The sequence below is a fragment of the Segnochrobactrum spirostomi genome, assembly GCF_009600605.1.
In the GTDB taxonomy this organism is placed as follows: Bacteria; Pseudomonadota; Alphaproteobacteria; order Rhizobiales; family Segnochrobactraceae; genus Segnochrobactrum; species Segnochrobactrum spirostomi.
Genome location: NZ_VWNA01000002.1, coordinates 74,547 through 90,967, shown reverse-complemented (window position 1 = coordinate 90,967; position 16,421 = coordinate 74,547). Strand labels below are relative to the sequence as shown.

14 protein-coding genes and 1 pseudogene are annotated in these 16,421 nt (G+C 67.0%); 6 read left to right on the top strand and 9 right to left on the bottom strand.

Annotation, left to right across the window (positions count from 1 at the left end; genetic code table 11):
* The first annotated feature begins 271 nt into the window (after positions 1-271).
* Together F0357_RS18985 and F0357_RS18980 are read left to right on the top strand one after the other, a co-directional pair.
* Positions 272-925 (top strand): TetR family transcriptional regulator C-terminal domain-containing protein, encoded by a 654-nt coding sequence (locus tag F0357_RS18985; protein WP_208948476.1) that lies wholly within the window; start codon positions 272-274, stop codon positions 923-925.
* The gene (locus F0357_RS18980; protein ID WP_153487628.1) at positions 922-1,806 is read left to right on the top strand and encodes an endonuclease/exonuclease/phosphatase family protein; all 885 of its coding nucleotides are present in this window, start codon (positions 922-924) and stop codon (positions 1,804-1,806) included. Before F0357_RS18985 ends, F0357_RS18980 begins: the two co-directional genes overlap by 4 nt.
* A gap of 100 nt (positions 1,807-1,906) precedes the next feature.
* Here F0357_RS18980 and F0357_RS18975 read toward each other — a convergent pair whose 3' ends face one another.
* Genes F0357_RS18975 through F0357_RS18965 form a run of 3 tightly spaced genes read right to left on the bottom strand, consistent with a single transcriptional unit; the run spans position 1,907 to position 4,299 of the window.
* A complete protein-coding gene (locus F0357_RS18975) occupies positions 1,907-2,803 on the bottom strand; it encodes a dioxygenase family protein (protein WP_153487621.1) in 897 nt (298 codons plus the stop codon).
* Positions 2,804-2,837: 34 nt separating this feature from the next.
* Positions 2,838-3,128: a muconolactone Delta-isomerase gene (gene catC, locus F0357_RS18970; RefSeq protein ID WP_153487613.1), complete on the bottom strand. Its 291-nt coding sequence runs from the start codon at positions 3,126-3,128 to the stop codon at positions 2,838-2,840.
* Positions 3,076-4,299, bottom strand: coding sequence for a muconate/chloromuconate family cycloisomerase (locus F0357_RS18965; protein ID WP_312861732.1), 1,224 nt, complete (start codon positions 4,297-4,299; stop codon positions 3,076-3,078). The genes catC and F0357_RS18965 overlap by 53 nt, the downstream gene beginning before the upstream one ends.
* A 118-nt stretch (positions 4,300-4,417) precedes the next feature.
* On the opposite strand from F0357_RS18965, the gene F0357_RS18960 reads away from it, so the two are divergent.
* Positions 4,418-5,341, top strand: coding sequence for a LysR family transcriptional regulator (locus F0357_RS18960; RefSeq protein ID WP_153487605.1), 924 nt, complete (start codon positions 4,418-4,420; stop codon positions 5,339-5,341).
* Positions 5,342-5,351: 10 nt separating this feature from the next.
* On the opposite strand, the gene F0357_RS18955 is transcribed toward F0357_RS18960, so the two are convergent.
* The 5 genes from F0357_RS18955 to F0357_RS18935 form a co-directional block, all read right to left on the bottom strand.
* Positions 5,352-5,996 carry a trimeric intracellular cation channel family protein gene (locus F0357_RS18955; RefSeq protein ID WP_312861731.1) on the bottom strand — a complete coding sequence of 215 codons (645 nt, stop codon included), beginning with the start codon at positions 5,994-5,996 and terminating at the stop codon, positions 5,352-5,354.
* A 98-nt stretch (positions 5,997-6,094) separates the two neighbouring features.
* Complete coding sequence (locus F0357_RS18950) at positions 6,095-8,695, bottom strand: plasma-membrane proton-efflux P-type ATPase (protein ID WP_153487582.1); 2,601 nt, start codon at positions 8,693-8,695, stop codon at positions 6,095-6,097.
* A gap of 157 nt (positions 8,696-8,852) precedes the next feature.
* On the bottom strand, positions 8,853-11,999 hold the full coding sequence (locus F0357_RS18945) for an efflux RND transporter permease subunit (RefSeq protein WP_153487571.1): 3,147 nt from the start codon (positions 11,997-11,999) through the stop codon (positions 8,853-8,855).
* Positions 12,000-12,027: 28 nt separating this feature from the next.
* Entirely contained in the window at positions 12,028-13,254 is a 1,227-nt protein-coding gene (locus F0357_RS18940; RefSeq protein WP_153487563.1) for an efflux RND transporter periplasmic adaptor subunit, read from the bottom strand.
* A gap of 396 nt (positions 13,255-13,650) precedes the next feature.
* Positions 13,651-13,974 (bottom strand): hypothetical protein, encoded by a 324-nt coding sequence (locus F0357_RS18935; protein ID WP_153487559.1) that lies wholly within the window; start codon positions 13,972-13,974, stop codon positions 13,651-13,653.
* A gap of 62 nt (positions 13,975-14,036) precedes the next feature.
* Here F0357_RS18935 and F0357_RS24685 point away from each other — a divergent pair.
* The 3 genes and pseudogenes from F0357_RS24685 to F0357_RS18920 form a co-directional block, all read left to right on the top strand.
* Positions 14,037-14,189 (top strand): annotated as a pseudogene (locus F0357_RS24685) (glutathione-dependent formaldehyde dehydrogenase); the annotation flags it as partial.
* A 162-nt stretch (positions 14,190-14,351) separates the two neighbouring features.
* The gene (locus tag F0357_RS18925) at positions 14,352-14,861 is read left to right on the top strand and encodes a ferritin-like domain-containing protein (protein WP_153487549.1); all 510 of its coding nucleotides are present in this window, start codon (positions 14,352-14,354) and stop codon (positions 14,859-14,861) included.
* A gap of 170 nt (positions 14,862-15,031) precedes the next feature.
* Positions 15,032-15,244 carry a hypothetical protein gene (locus tag F0357_RS18920; protein ID WP_153487546.1) on the top strand — a complete coding sequence of 71 codons (213 nt, stop codon included), beginning with the start codon at positions 15,032-15,034 and terminating at the stop codon, positions 15,242-15,244.
* Between the two features lie 102 nt (positions 15,245-15,346).
* On the opposite strand, the gene F0357_RS18915 is transcribed toward F0357_RS18920, so the two are convergent.
* A complete protein-coding gene (locus F0357_RS18915) occupies positions 15,347-16,396 on the bottom strand; it encodes a linear amide C-N hydrolase (protein WP_153487543.1) in 1,050 nt (349 codons plus the stop codon).
* Between the last annotated feature and the right edge of the window lie 25 nt (positions 16,397-16,421).

Sequence of the window (16,421 nt, the reverse complement as noted above, 5' to 3'; positions counted from 1 at the left end):
CTTCTTACGGTCTTTGACCGAACTATATGAACATTCATTCAGGATTGGCAACGCGGGATTTTCACGACCGCGAGCGACGATCGCGGGGGACATTGCGCCCGCTTTTTTGCGAATTAATGACAGTGGAAGCCGGTCTCGAAACCCGATTCCAGCGTTGATCCGGGTATAGACAGAATATGAATCGCCGTTCATATCATGAGGTATGAGACACGAGGAACACGCCGAATCGACCCCGTCCGTACCGGCCGTCCGCCGCGGCGCGAAGCGACGCGTGCCGGCCCGCGAGCGGATGGATCAGATCATCGAAGCGGTGATCGACGTGCTCGCCGCCTATGGCGCCAACGGGCAGGGGCTCGAGAGCCTGACCATCGCCGATGTGGCTCGGGCCGCCGGCGTTTCGCCGGCGCTCGTCATGCTGCACTTCAAGAGCAAGGACGGCCTGCTCGAAGACACGCTCAGGACCCTCGGGAGCGATTATTTCCGCGCCCTCGACGACGCCCGCGAGTCGGCGGGACCGCGTCCCGCCGACCGGCTGTGGGCCCTCGTCGAGGCGGAGTTCACCGAGCCGGTGTGCACGCCGCGCAAGCTCGCCGCCTGGCGGGCTCTGTGGACCGCCTCCGCCGGCCGGCAGCCCTATATCCGCCAGTTCAAGGCGGAAACCGTGGCGGCCTACAACACGCTGATCGAGCTCTGCCGCGCCCTCATCGAGGAGGGGGCGTACGAAGATCGTGACGCCCGCACCGTCGCGCGCTTGATCGACAGTTCCCTCGCCGGATTGTGGATCGATCTCACCGATCTCACCCTCCCGCTCACGCTCAACGAGGCGCGGCGCATCGCCCTCGCCCAACTCGCGATGTTCTTCCCGCGCCATTTCACGACGCGCGGACCGCGCCGGCAGATCCTCGGAACGGACGGTGCGGCGTGAAGCTCGCGACCTACAACATCCAATACGGCATCGGCCGCGACGGAATCTACGACCTCGCCCGCGCGGTCGGCACCGTCGCCGAAGCGGACGTCATCGCATTCCAGGAGGTCGAGCGCGGCTTCGCCCGCACGTTCCACGACGATCAGCCGGCCCTCATCGAGGCGCTGCTCCCGGATCGTTATGTCGTCTATGCGCCGCTGTTCGATCGCGACGCGAGCGAGCGGCGCACGGACGGACGGGTGCGCAACGCCCGCCGCCAGTTCGGCGTCCTCACCGCGAGCCGCTCGCCGATCATCTCGGCGCGCCTGGAAGTGCTGCCGAAGCACGACGGCGGCCCGCTGTTCAACCTCGCGACGGGTTTTCTCGAGACGATCATCGCGACGCCCGCCGGCGCGCTGCGTCTCCTCAACATCCATCTCGGCCATCTGAGCGAGCCGGAACGGCTCGATCAAATCGTGGCGCTGCGCCAACGCCTCGCTGCGGCGGCCGGCGACGGCGGCCCGTGGAGCGGCAGCGATCGGGACGCCCATGACTGGGAGTTTCCGGAGCCCGCGCCGACCCCGATCGCGACCATCCTCACGGGGGATTTCAACACCGGACCGGGGGAGGCGGCCTACGCGGCCCTCACCACCCTCGTCGCACCGGAGGGCGATGCCCTCGTCGACGCCTGGGACGCCGCGTCGCCCGGCACGCCGGCCGTCACCTATTACACGAACCCCGCCCAGGGTGCGTTCGAGGACAGCCGGATCGATCACATCTTCCTGCCGTCCCGCCTCACACCCGGCCTCGCCGTGCACATCGATTCCGCGGCCGACGGCTCCGATCACCAGCCCGTCTTCGCCACGATCCCCGCGCTCGACGAGGCGGCGTACCGCCGCTGAACGGGCGATCCTGCCGCAAATCCAGTGGCACGCCACGAACAACGCCGGAAGGGCCGCTCGCGCCATCGCACGGCGGCCCTCGCCGACACGGATTCCAAGGTCAGGCGGCGACGCTGAGGCGTTCGCGGGCGGAGAAGCCCTGATCGTCTTCGCTTTCGGCACGCTGAAGGTGGAAGTCGAAGGCCACATGGGCGCTGTCGCCCTGGCGGTTCGGCACCGGCAGCAGGCCCTCGCGGGTGCCGAAGGCGAAATCGTCCTTTGCGAACGGATCGTCGCCAAAATTGATCTGCGTCGTCAGGCGGCGATAGCCCGGCGCCTCAATGAAGAAATGGACGTGGGCGGGGCGATTGCCATGGCGGCCGAGGAGCTGCATCAGCCGATCGGTCGCGCCGTTCTGCGGCACCGAATAGCCCTTCGGCATCTTGGAATGGAAGGAATAGGTGCCGTCCGCCGCGGCCCTGAGGCGGCGCCGGTTGTTGAACGGCGTCTGCTCGCCGGTCGGGTCGAAGTGCGAATAGAAGCCTTTCGAGTTGGCGTGCCAGACGTGGACGATGGCGTCCTTCACCGCTTCACCGTCCGGCCCGAAGATGCGGCCGGTCATGTAGAGCGTCGTCGTGTCGTCCGGATCCTGGGTCAGGTTCGCCCCGGTCTCGACCAGCGGCGCGCCCGCGACATAGAGGGGCCCCTCGATGGTGCGCGGCGTGCCGCCCGCCTTGCCGACCTCGACATCGCGCGCGTCGAGATAGAGATCGATGAAGTGCTCGAGGCCGATGCCCGGCATGATGAGGCCGAACTCGCCGGCACCCTTCTGGAGGAAGTTCACCGCCTGCCAGACCTCGTCCTCGGTGATCTCGTACCGGGCGACGAGAACCATCAGGTGCTCGACGAGATCGCGGACGATCGCCTTGGCGCGCGGGCTGCCGTCGGCGGACGCGAGACCCGCGACGCGATCGAGCAGGGCCTGGACCTCCGGGGTCTTCACGAAAGCTTCGTTCATGGACTTTCCTCCGATTATCGTTGTGGGGCCGCGTTCAGCGGTCGTCGTCGTGCAGCGAAGAGGGGTGGCGGCAGAGCGGCGTCACCGTGATCGTCATGAAGGGGTAGAGCGGCAGCGTGCTCAGGATGTCGTGCAGGTCTGCGTTGCTCTCGACATCGAAGATGCTGACGTTCGCGTAGCGGCCGACCACCCGCCAGATGTGCCGCCAGGTTCCGGCACGCTGAAGCTCCTGAAACCGCGCCTTCTCCGCCGCCTTGAGCCGCTCCAGAGCGTCAGGAGCGAACCCGGGCGGAATGCTGATGTCCATTTCCACTTTGAAGAGCATCCGTAGGCGTCTCCACGACATGAAGGAGGGGGGCGGTTCGGTCGCGCCGGTAGAAGGCGACCTTGTCCTCGTCGAGGACCACGCCGAGGCCGGGTCCCGACGGGACCGCGAGGGAATAATCCGCGTAGGCGAGGGGCTCGGCGAGGATCTCGTCGGTCATGAGCAAAGGGCCGAACAATTCGGTGCCCCACTCGAGCGTCGGCAGCGTCGCGAAGAGGTGGGCCGAGGCGGCCGTGCCGACGCCGCCTTCGAGCATCGTGCCGCCATAGAGGCCGATCCCGGCGGCGTGCGCGATCGTTGCGACGGCGTGCGCGGCGTGCAGGCCACCCGATTGGGCGATCTTGACCGAGTACACCCGCGCCGCGCCCGAGGCCGCGACATCGAAGGCCTCCGCCGCCCCGCCGAGGGATTCGTCGGCCATGATCGGGATGCGGTGGCGGGCGGACAGCCGGACCTGCGTGGCGCGCGCGCGGCGCGAGACCGGCTGCTCGACGAGATCGACCCCGGCCTCCTGGAGGAGCGCCATGCCGAGATCGGCCTCGGTCTCGCTCCAGCCCTGGTTGACGTCCACCCGAACGCTGCCGCGGTCGCCGAGCGCCCGCTTGATCGCGGCGACGTGGGCGGCGTCGTCGCGCACCGGCCGCTTGCCGATCTTCAGCTTGAAGATCGAATGGCGGCGCGCCTCGAGCATGGCTTCCGCCTCGTCGATGTCGCGGCCGGTCTCGCCGCTCGCGAGCGTCCAGGCGACGGGCAAGCGGTCGCGGACGGGACCGCCGCCGATCAGGTGGGAGGCCGGCAGGCCGAGCCGCTTGCCGAGCGCATCGATCAGCGCCGTCTCGACCGCGCACTTGGCGATGACGTTGCCTTTCACATAGCGCTCGACCGCCGCCATCGTCGCGCCGATGCGCGAGAGGTCGCAGCCGCGCAGGACCGGAACGATATAGGTATCGATCGCGAGCTTGATGCCCTCGGGGCTCTCGTCGCCGTAGCTGAGGCCGCCGATCGTCGTGCCTTCGCCGATACCCTCGACGCCGTCGGAGCCGCGCAGCCGCACGAGCACGATCGATTGCCGGTGCATCGTGGCCATCGCCAGAACATGCGGCCGGATCGTCGGCAGATCGACGATCAGGGTCTCGATCGAAGCGAGGGTGATGGCATCCGGATTGGGCACGGCGTCCGCCTTCTTCTCGGGGTGGCGTCTTCTGAGCGCCGACCTTATGAGCCGGCGAAGACCTTGCCCAACACCGATTGGGTCCCTATTCGATACCTATGCGGTATGGAGATGTCCGATGGACCTGAGGCAGCTCCGCTATTTCGTGGCGGTGGCGGAGGAGCGCAACGTGACGCGCGCCGCCGCCCGGCTCAACATCGCCCAGCCGCCGCTCAGCCGTCAGATCCAGCAGTTGGAGGCCGAGATCGGCGCCGAATTGTTCGACCGCACCGCGCGCCCCCTGCAGCTCACACCGATCGGTCGCCTGGTGCTCGAACAGGCGTCCCAGGTGCTCGGCCGCGTCGCGGACATGCGCGAGATGGTCGGCCGCGCGGTGGCGGCCGAGCGGCGTCGCTTCGCGATCGGCTTCGTCGCCTCGACCATCTATGGCCGTCTGCCGCAGCTTATTCGGGAGTTCCGTGGCTCCGCCCCCAATGTCGACCTCTCCCTCGTCGAACTCGTCACGCTGGAGCAGATCACGGCGCTCAAGGAGGGTCGTATCGATATCGGCTTCGGCCGCATCAGCTTCGAGGACGACGCCGTGCGCCGCATCGTCCTGCGCCAGGAGCGCCTCATCGCCGCGATTCCCGCCGGCCATCCGCTGGCCCGTAAGGATGCGCTCTCGCTCCAGGACCTCGAGGGGCAGCCGATGGTGCTCTATCCGCGCCGGCCGCGTCCGAGCTACGCCGATCAGGTGCTGCGCCTCCTCCACGATCACGGCGTCGCGGTGCGCATCGGCCACGAGGCGCGCGAACTCCAGATCGCGATCGGGCTCGTCGCCGCCGAGGAGGGCATCGCGATCGTGCCGGAATCGGTTCACAAATTTCAGGTGGAAGGCGTCGCCTATCGCGACCTCGCCGAGCCGGCCACCTCGCCCATCATCATGAGCCACCGAGCCGGAGACCATTCACCCGAACTCGCCCTCATGGCCGACGTGATCGTCCGAATGTACGGCGAATGGGGGCACGACGTGCCCGAGGCCGTCCGCAAGTTGGCGGGGTGAGCCGCTCCGTTCATCCGCGATCCGAGCGATCCGCCACTTGCCCGGCGCGGGAGGTCGGCAGGTTCCAGCCGTAGCGGATCGCCATCAGGCGCAGGAAGAAGCATAAGGCCGCGCCGATCAGCGAGGCCGGCTGGGCCTGGAGCCCGAGCGCCGGCCCGAACGCGACCACGAGGGCCCCGGCCAAGGCGGCCACCGCATAGATGTCCGAGCGCAGCACGATCGGCACCTCCGCGGTGAGAATGTCTCGGGCCACGCCGCCGCCGACGCCGGTGACCATGCCGAGGATCGCGGCCATCAGCGGAATCAGGCCGTGATCGAGCGCCGTCTGGGTTCCGAGCACGGCGAAGGCGGAAAGCCCCGCGGCGTCGAACACCAGGGCCGATAGGCGCATCCGCGCGATCAGGCCGGGCATCGCGAACGCCGCGAGCCCGCCAGCCATCGAGATCGCCAGCATGTGCCAGTTCGCCAAGGCCGTCGGCGGCACGATCCCGAGCAGGAGGTCGCGCATCAGGCCGCCGGAGACGGCGGTCACGAACGCCAGCACCAGAATGCCGAACACGTCGAAGCGGCGCTGCGCCCCGGCCATCGCTCCGCTGACGGCGAAGACGAAGGTGCCGATCAGATTGAGCGCACTGAAGAGATCCGCGTTCTGCACCGGCCTCCCTCCCCGCGACACGACGATGCCGGTCCCCGCGGGCTCCCGCTCACGTCGCCCTTCGCCGCCCTACGCACGGCAGGCCACCTGCTCAGCGATCACGAGAGGGCCCGCGAACCGATGGGGGCCTCGATCATGCTCACCGCGCCGTCCCGCACGTCAACGACGCGGAAGTAGAGCAGCTTCACCACATCCATAATGAAGGTCCAAGCCAGACAATAGACCCAGACGACGGCGATGAGCATCCACGGCAGCGGCGGCATGAACCATCCGAACGCGCACATCAGGACGGCGAAGATCTGCGTCCCGATCACCGCCGCCAAGATCTGCCAGCTCGGATAGGGCGGAAGCAGAAACGTGCCGTGAACGCGGGAGACGAAAAACAGCAGATGTCCACCGGCCGCAAGCTGCAGGAACAGCATGGTTTGCACATGCGGCAGGTCCATCGGGAGGAGCGCCGACAGCTCGGGGCTCTTCATCCAGAACATGCCGAGCATCACGATACCGAAGCTCTGGATGAGCGCCATGATCCCCATGATGGACGAGAACGAGATAATTCGATGCATATTCCAACGCAGCGGTTTGTCTTGAACTTTGACGTTGTCATATGCGATCGTCATGATCGGAATATCGTCAAGCAGAGCCATGACAACGATCATGATCGCCGTCAGCGGCATGAAGTCGTAAATAAGATACGTCAGGACGACAACCAGCATGATGTTGAGCGTCATGGCGATACGATAATATATGTAGGAGGTGATGCGCTCGAAGATCGCGCGTGCCTCCATGATCGCCTGAATGATCGTCGACAGGCCGGGGGCTGTCAGGATCAGCGCGGCGGCGCTGCGCGCCGCGTCCGTGGCGCCAGAGACGGCGACACCGCAATCGGCTTGTTTGAGTGCGGGGGCGTCGTTCACGCCGTCCCCCGTCATGGCCACGATGTGGCCCCGCTCCTGAAGCGCCTTGACGATCTGGAACTTATGTTCCGGGAAAACCCGGCCGAAGCCGTCGGCCACTTCAACCGCGCGCGCGGCGTCGATGGCGATGTGCTCCGGGCTCGAATCCGACCCGAACACGTCGCTCGCCACCAGCAGGTGGTCTCCGAGGCCGAGCTGGCGCGCTATCTCACTGCCGATCGCCACGTCGTCCCCGGTCACCATCTTCACGGAAACGCCGAGTTCCTTGGCGCGGGCGATGGTCGCGGCAGCATCCGGCCGGGGGGGATCCAGCATCGGCAGGAGACCGAGAAGAGTCCAGGTCGTTCCATCCTCCGACCGGGCAACGCCGAGCGCGCGGGTACCGCTGCGAGCGAGGCCCTCGACGGAATCGAAATAGCTCTTGGCGCTGTCCGCGGAGAGGCCCGCGAGCGCGGCGATGGCTTGGGGGGCGCCCTTGGCGTAGCGAATGGTCTTTCCGTCGGGCGTCGTCACCGTCGCCACGGTCTTCTTGTTCACGGGATCGAAGGGAACGAAGTCGACCTGCTTGTAGGCGGCGAGCCGCGAGGTGTCCTTCACGGCCGCAAGCACGGCTTTGTCGATGGCGTCGTCGCTCTGCGTCTGCGTGGCGAGAGCTGCTCCGAGGGTCAGTTCCTCGGCGGAGGCCGCTCCCCAGGGAAGCGGCGCCTGCAACGTCAACTGATTGAGCGTCAGCGTTCCGGTCTTGTCGGAACAGAGCACATCGACGCCGGCCAGTTCCTCGATCGCGGAAAGTCGGGAGACGATCGCCTGCCGCTTGGAAAGGGCGAGGGCACCGAGCGCCATCGTCACCGACATCACAGCCGGCGTCGCCACCGGCACGGACGCGACGAGCAGCACCAGGACCAGTTGCACGATCGAGCCGGCCTGCTGCCATTCCCAGTGTCCGGCAGTGACGATATCGCGATGGACCTGAGCCGCCACCAGCACCAGCGCCAGAGCCCCCGAAAGGATGATGAGGAAATCCCCCATCTGAATCACGGCCTTCTCGGCATGCGATTTGGCACCCGCGGAGGCGACCAGCTTGGCGGTGCGGCCGAAGAAGGTATTGTTGCCCGTCGCGGTGACGACGCCCGTCATGGTGCCCTGGCGTACGATGGAGCCGGAATAGCCGCTGTCGCCGACCGCCTTGGAGACCGGCAGGGATTCACCCGTCAGCGCCGCTTGATCCACCGACAGATATTTGCCGTCGGTCAGCAGCAGATCCGCCGGGAGCGTCTCTCCACCCGCCACGCTCACGACGTCTCCGGGCACGAGCGCCGCGGTATCCACCGTAACCCAGACGCCATCGCGCAAGACGCGAGCCTTGAGCGCCAATCCCTTGCGGAGCGCGGCGAGGGCGCTTGCGGCCTTGCTGTCCTGCCAGAAACCCACGACGGCGTTGTAGAGGAGCAGCCCCATGACCACCGCGAAGTCGGGCCAGTCACGGCGGATCAACGACAGCAGCGACGCAGCTTCGATCATCCAAGGTATCGGTCCCCAGAAATAGCCGAACAGCTTCCGCCATCGGCTTTCCTCGTGGGCAGCGATGGCGTTCGGGCCCCATTTCTCCTGACGGAGCGCCACGTCGGAGGACGAGAGGCCCTTGGGCGAGGACGCGAGCTGCGTGAACGTCGCCGCGATGGCCGCCACGTCGAGACGCGCCCCGGACCGTCCCGTGTTGCCCTCGCTCTTGGCCGCACCGACCGCCCCCGCCGCGGGGCTCGCCTGGACATCCTGAGCCATTTCACCCTCGCAACGCGACCGAGCGCGCCTTCTGCCAAGGTTCGATTGTGCGGCTCCGCGCCCCTCTTTCCCTTGATTCAAAACAAGTTCCGCGCGGGCGGCGCGACCGTCGGCCCGCCGTCGCGGAGGACGCTCCCGCCCTTGGCCGTGGGGCTCCCTATGAGGCGGAGACCGACGTCGTCGAACGCACCGCGGGCGTTGGGCGCAGGCGCTCGAGCGCGGTGAAGAAGGCGGGCACGAAGAGCACCGCGAGGCCGGTCGAGGCGAGCATGCCACTCACCACCGAAATGCCGAGGGAGACCCGCGCGCCGGCACCGGCACCGGAGGCGAAGACGAGCGGCAGCATGCCGAAGATGAAGGCGAAGGAGGTCATCAGGATCGGCCGGAAGCGCAGCCGCGCCGCCTTCACCGCGGCCTCAGCCGCGCTCAGCCCCTCCGCCCGCATCTCGCGGGCATATTCGACGATGAGGATCGCGTTCTTCGCCGCGAGCGCGATGAGGAGCACAATGCCGATCTGGGTATAGAGGTCGTTCGACATCCCCGTCGCCTCGAGCGCGACGACCGTGCCGATCAGGGTGAGGGGCACGGCGAGAATGACGGCGAGCGGCTGGATCCAGCTCTCATATTGCCCGGCAAGCACGAAATAGACGAGGAGGAGGGCGATCGCGAAGACGTAATAGAGCTGATTGCCGACGAGCTTCTCCTGGTAGGACATGTCGGTCCAGGCGGTGCCCATCGAGGGCGGCAGCGTCTTCTGGGCGATCTCGCTCATCAGACTCATGGCGTCGCCGGAGCTGTGGCCGGGCGCGGGGCTGCCCGTGACGCTCGCCGCCGGATAGAGGTTGTAGAGCGTGATGAGCGGCGGTCCGACGTCGTCGACGATCTTGGCCACGCTGCCGAGCGGCACCATCGTTCCGTCGGCGCCCTTGACCTTGAGATTGAGCACGTCAGCCGGCTGCAGACGGAACGGCGCGTCGGCCTGGACGTAGACCTGGAAGACGTTGTTGAACTTGACGAATTGGTTGACGTAGGAGGATCCGATATAGGCCTCCAGCGCCGAGAAGACCTGCCCGACGGTGACGCCGAGCGTTTCCGCCTTCACGCGGTCCACGACGAGGCGGAGCTGCTTCACGTTGCCGGAGAAGTTCGAGGCCACGTGGGACAGGCTCGTCTGGGTGTTGGCGGTCTCGGCGAGTTCGGCGGCGGCGTTCTGCAACGCCGTGAAGTCGGAACTGCCGTCCTTCATCTCCACCATCATGGAGAAGCCGCTCGAATTGCCGATGCCCTGGATCGGCGGCGGCAACATGATCTGCGCCGCGGCGGTGTCCATGCTGCCGAGCGCGGCGCGGGCCTTGCCGCTGATGGTGCCGATCGAGAGATCCGCCGTCTTGCGCTCGCTCCAGTCCTTCAGCACGACATAGAGCATGCCGGCATTGTAGAGCGTCGCATTGTTGTCGAGCGGCGAAATTCCGGAAACGCCGATGACGTCTTCGACGCCGTCGATCTTGCGGATGAGCTTGACGGCCTCCGCCACGGCGACCTCCGAGCGCTGCGCCGAGGCGGCGTCCGGCAGCTTGAGGCTGACGATGAAATAGCCCTGGTCCTCGTTCGGCATGAAGCTGGTCGGAACCTGGGAGATGCCCCAGATCGCCACGCCGATCAGTCCGAGCCCGACGACGGTCGTCGCGATCGCGTGCCGCACCAGGAGCCCGACGACCGCCGCATAGGCGTCTTCGCAGCGGGCATAGACGGCGTTGAAGGCGCGGAAGAGGATGTTGCGCTTCTCCGGCGGCACCGCGGGGCGAAGCCACAGCGCGCATTGCGTCGGCTTCAGCGTCACCGCGTTGACCGCGGAGATGAGGGCGGTCGCGGCGATGACGAGCGCGAATTGCTGATACATCTTCCCGGTGAGGCCGGAGAGGGTCGCCGCCGGCAGGAACACCGCCATCAGGACCAAGGTGATCCCGATCACCGGGCCGGTCAGCTCCGACATCGCCTTGACCGAGGCGTCGCGGCCGGAGAGCCCCGCCTCCATGTGGCGCGCCACGCCCTCCACGATGACGATGGCGTCGTCCACCACGATGCCGATCGCGAGCACGAGCGCGAACAGGCTCGTCGTGTTCACCGTGTAGCCCATGATCGCCATGGCGGCGAAGGCGCCGATGATGGTGACCGGCACGGTCGTCGCCGGCACCAGGGTCGCGCGCCAATCCTGGAGGAAGACGAGGATCACCGCGAGCACCAGCGCGGCGGCGATGATCAGCGTCTCGTAGACCTCGTCGATCGAGGCGGTCACGAACTTGGTGCTGTCGAACGAGACCTTGTAATCGAGCCCGGCCGGGAAGGCGGCCGCGAGCTCCTTCATCTTGGCGTCGACGCCCTGGGCGACGGTGAGTGCGTTCGCCCCGGAAAGCTGCGAGATCGCGATCGCCGCCGAGGGCTTGCCGTCGAGCGTCGCGGTGGTGCCGTAGGTCGCAGCGCCGAGTTCGACCCGGCCGAGATCCTTGACGCGGACGATCTTGCCGCCGCCCTCGTCGATCACCTTGACGACGATGTTCTCGAAATCCTTGGCGTCGCTGAAGCGCCCCGTCACGTTGAGGACGTACTGGAAGTTGGCCTTGGCGGGGGCGGGCGGGGCGCCGACGAGGCCCGCCGTGACCTCCGTGCTCTGCTGGGAAATCGCCGAGGTGACGTCGCTCGGCACGAGCCCGTAGGCCTGGAGGCGATCCGGATCGAGCCAGATGCGCATGGCATAATCGCCGGCCCCGAGCACCGTGACGTCGCCGACGCCCGGCAGCCGCGCGAGCTCGTTCTTCAGGCTGATGGTCGCGTAATTGGCCAGGAACAGATTGTCGTAGCGCCCGTCCTGCGAATAGAGGTTCACGAATTGCAGGATCGACGTCGATTGGGTCTGGACGTTGATGCCCTGCGTCGAGACCGCGCTCGGCAACTGCGCTTCCGCGAGGGAGACGCGGTTCTGCACGAGCACCTGCGCCATGTCGGGATCGGTGCCGATCGCGAAGGTGACGACGAGGGAATAGCTGCCGTCGCTGCCGCTCGTCGACTTCATGTAGAGCATGCCCGCGACGCCGTTGACCTCCTGCTCGATCGGCAGGCCGACGGTCTCCATCACGGTGCGCGCGCTGGCGCCGGGATAGGTCGCGGTCACCGAGATGGTCGGCGGCACCACGTCCGGATATTGCGAGATCGGCAGTTTCATCAGCGACAGCGCGCCGAGAAGCACGATCACGAGGGCCAGCGTGTTCGACAGAACCGGCCGGTCGATGAAGAAGCGCGAGAGCATGGGGGCGCCTTCCGGGCTGTCGAAGGGATCAGGGGGTCGCGCCGCCGGCCGCCGCCGGGCTCGGCTTGGCGCCCGCAGGCAGAGCGGCCATGCTGCCCGCCACCGGATCGACGACGTTGCCGGCGATCGCCCGCTGAATGGCGCCGACCACCACTCTGTCGGTGGCCTCGAGCCCCTTCGTGATGACGCGCAACTGGTCCTCGACCGGTCCCGTCGTCACCTGACGCTGCTCGACGATGTTGTCCTTGCCGACGACCAGCACATAGCTGCCGACCTGGTTCGCCATCACCGCGGTATCGTTGACGAGAAGCGCCGTTTCGATCTTGCCGATCGGCACCCGAACGCGCACGAACATGCCGGGCACCAGGGCGACGTCCGGGTTCTGCAGCGAGGCGCGCATCTGTAGCGTGCCCGTCTTCGCGTCGAGCTGGGGGGCGATGTAGTCGATGTGCCCCGCATAAGGGTAGGTCGCATCGGTCCCGACCCCCACCTCGACCGGCATGTCGAGCTTCTCCTCGCGCAGGCTCTTGAGGGTCTTGCCGATCTTGGCGAGATTGTCGCGAAGATCGATCTGCTGCTGCTCGGAGATGTTGAAATAGACGGCGATCGGATCGACCTGGAGAATAGTCGCGAGCGTGGTCGCCCCGGACGCCCCGACCAGCGAGCCGACGTCGGCGAGGTGACGCGTCACGACGCCGTTGAAAGGCGCCGCCACGGTCGTGTAGCCGAGCGAGATCTCCGCGATCTCGAGATTGGCCTTGGCGACGGCGACCTGGGCCCGAGCGGTGTCGAGCGCGGTCTTGGCGTCCTCCACCTGACGCTCGCTCGCCACCGCGCTCTGGCCGAGCGTCACCTGCCGGTCATATTGGCTCTTGGCGTTGGCCTCGGTCGCCTGAGCCGACTCGAGCTGCGCTTTGCGCAAATCGACTTCGGCCTGATAGGGCCCCTTCTCGATCTCGAAGAGGACGCGATCCTCCTTCACCGCCTCGCCGTCGGTGTAATCGATGGCGGTGAGGAAGCCTTGAACCCGCGCTTCCAGGTTCACGGACGCCGGGGCGACGGTGTTGCCGGTGAAGTCGGCATAGAGGGTGATCGGCGCCTCGGTCGGCGTCGCCACGGTCACTTTGGCCGCCGGCGGAGGCGCATATTCGTTCTTCTCGTTGCAGGCGGAGAGGGCGAACGCCGCCGCGACCAGACACGCCGCGAGTCCGGGCCGGCTCGTGGTGGAGAAGGAACGTCCAAGCAGGCGGCGCATCACGGCGGGCTCCCTCTCACGGCAATCGCATAGAGATACTATCGGCATTACCGGATCATGTCCGCGCCGGGCGAACGAGAAAGCGGCGCGGACTCCTACGAACGTCTGCATGCAAAGGTCGTCCGCGGAAAATAGTCAGCCACGCAGATGTTCCGGCGGAGCTGCCACCCCCCGAACGGAGGCGTCAAACAATAAAATATTAGAGCCGGGACACAATCGCACGAATGGCAGCGGGTGTTTCGGAATGCGATTTCGAGTTACTTGCAAGAACAATAAATCCGCCCCGTATCTTTTGACACGTGACGCGACATGACGCCGTAGGCTGCGCGCCCGGGGATCGCAGCAAGTCCAGCCGCGCCGAGCATGGGGAGGTCCGCCTCGTCGCGCGCTTGCCCGTCAGAGCGGGGTCGCGACGGCGGCGAGAACGGCGAGCGCCGCGAAGCCGACGGCGACGAAGGCCCAATGCCACCAGGTCCAGATCCGCCGGGTCGGAATGCGGCCGCGGTCTTCGTTGCTGACGGCGGGCGCGGAGCGCGCGGCGGTGTCGCCGTTCACCTCGGCGAGCACGGCCGCACTCTCGGACGGCGGGAGCGGCGTCCCAGCCGCCTCGTCGTCGGTGCCGAGCGGCGCGGCGGCCGGATCGGAGAACGGGACCTTATCGCCGCTGCGGCCGCCGTCGATCGCCTTGCGCAAGCGGTCGGGGGCCGAGGAGCGCGGCACGGTCGCGTCGTCGGCGGGGCGGGGCCGGCCACCTCCCGGTTCGCCTGGGCTTCGGTTCGCGCTACCTGCCGCAGCTTCTCGCCCGCATCGAAGCCGGCGACATCGATCCCTCCTTCGTCATCACCCATCGCGTCGGCCTCGAAGAGGGACCGGCGCTCTACAAGACGTTCCGCGACAAGGAGGACGGCTGCATCAAAGTCGTCCTGAAGCCTTGAAAGCCAGCGCGGGGATGCCTCTCGGGCGCAGCGCCACGCCCACTTCCCGAAGCCGAAGAGGATTCCGTCCCGCTCTCTGCGCTCGCCCGATCTCGGGAACACCCGTCCCGCTCACGGGTTGAGGTCGCGCTCGGACATACGACAGACCGAAAGGGACTTCCCATGGCGACCGTTGAAGAACGTCTGATGGAATGGCTGCGAGATGCGCATGCCATGGAAGAGCAGGCGGAGACGATGCTGAATGCCCTCGCCCGGCGCATCGAGAACTATCCGGATGTGAAGGCGCAGATCGAACGGCACCTTGCCGAGACCCAGGATCAGGCGCGGACGTTGCGCGGCTGCATCGAGCGGCGTGGCGGCGACACGTCGAGCGTGAAGGACCTCGCGGCGAAGTTCGTGGCGATGGGCCAGGGCCTGTCCGGCGTCTTCGTCGGCGACGAGATCATCAAGGGCGCGATGGCGAGCTACACCTTCGAGCACATGGAGATCGCCGCCTATCGGGTGCTGATCGCGACCGCCGAAGCCTGTGGCGACACCGCCACCAAAACGGCCTGCGAAGGCATTCTCCAGCAGGAGCTCGCGATGGCGACGTGGTGCGAGGAGAATTTGGCACCGCTCACCCTGCGCTATCTCGGCCGCGAGGAAGCGCCGGGCGTGACCGCGAAGCACTAGCCGCCGCCGGCCGATTCCGGTGCGCGGTCGCGACGACCGGGTCTGCGGCGGCAGCGGCGAGCCGGTGATCACGACACCGACAATCCGAACGGAAGGGCGCTGCCGGCGTTCAGCCTGAGAGCGGGCCGTTTCGAGACCGCCGCACCCCTCGAACACAGCGGAGATTCCAAATGATCAGATTGCTTTTACTGGGCCTCATCGGCTTCACACTCTGGAAGAAATTCGCAACCACCCCGTCTCCCGTCGCCGAGACGGCCGGGAAGCGTCACGCCGGCCCCGCCAACATGACCTACCCGCCCAAGACCTGGGACAAGGTGGATCAGGCATCGGACGAGTCCTTCCCGGCGAGCGATCCGCCGGCCTACACCGCCGACCGAAGCTAAGGGCGCGCACGGCCCGGCACAGTTCGTTGCGCCGGGCCGGCTTTACCGCGTCACTCGTCGGGCCCGGGGCCAAGATGCCGCGCGGCCAAGAGACGGCGGGACTTACGGCGCCGGAGGGTAGGCCTCGCCGATCGGAGCAAAGCCGGCGAGACGGCCGGAAACCTCGCCGCTCAGCGTCGTATCGCGAGCATCGACGGCCAGGATCTCCTTGCCGTTCGGGTCGAGCTTGGCGAAATCGACCCAGAACACGTTCGGGCTGTTCACCGGCATCACATAATAGACCTTGTCGGTGTGATCGGCGACGGAAGCCCAGCGCGTGGGCCACGTGTCGGCCGACTCTCCCCCCGACGTGTCGACCGCACCGAACGGCACGGCAACGGTGCGGGCGACGCCGGCGATGTGCCCGACGGCCTCCCGGGTATCGGCCGGCTTTGGCAGGGTCTTGAGGAACGTGGACGCCCGCACGAAGCGGCTCTTCGGATCGATGTCGCCCGGCAGCGGAAGCGTGCCGCCGAACAGCCTATATCGCTTGAGGTTGACGAGTTGCTCGGCGAGCGGCGGCTCGTTCGTCATCACCGTCACGTCCTTGCCGTGATGGATCACCTCGCGCCCATCGACAAACTCGATCACCGCGCTGTCGCCGGAAGCGTCTTCGATCGCGAGATGGAGCGGCCACTCGCGTCCGTGCGCCTTGGCGGACACGATGCGAACCGTCTTAAGCCCCTCGAGGGCCTCCGCGACGGTCGCATAATTGTCGAGCACATATTGCGGCCACAGCAGGTTCGAAAGCGCCGGCCGCTGATCCGTCGGCTCGTGCTCGGCGCCGTGGAGATAGAGGAGATGGGCGCTCAGGCCGGTCTCGTTCATGCCGTCGCTGGTGCCGGCATCGAAGGCGGTGAGCACGGTGCTCGCATATTTTGACGTCCAGGTCGCCGCATCGCCCTCGGCGACGCCGCGGCGTTCGATGCCGCGGGGCAGGTAGACGAGCCGCGGCTGGTCGTCGACATAAAGATCCATGGTGCGCGCGGCGACCACCGCCTGGCCGTTGTCGTTCCAGAAGATGAGGCTGCAAGCCATGGCGATGTCTCCCCCGAACGTCATCGGAAGCGCAGCGATCATCGCTCCCGCCATGAGGATGGATTTGCGTTTCATGATCCCACCTTCGCTCCCCGCGTGC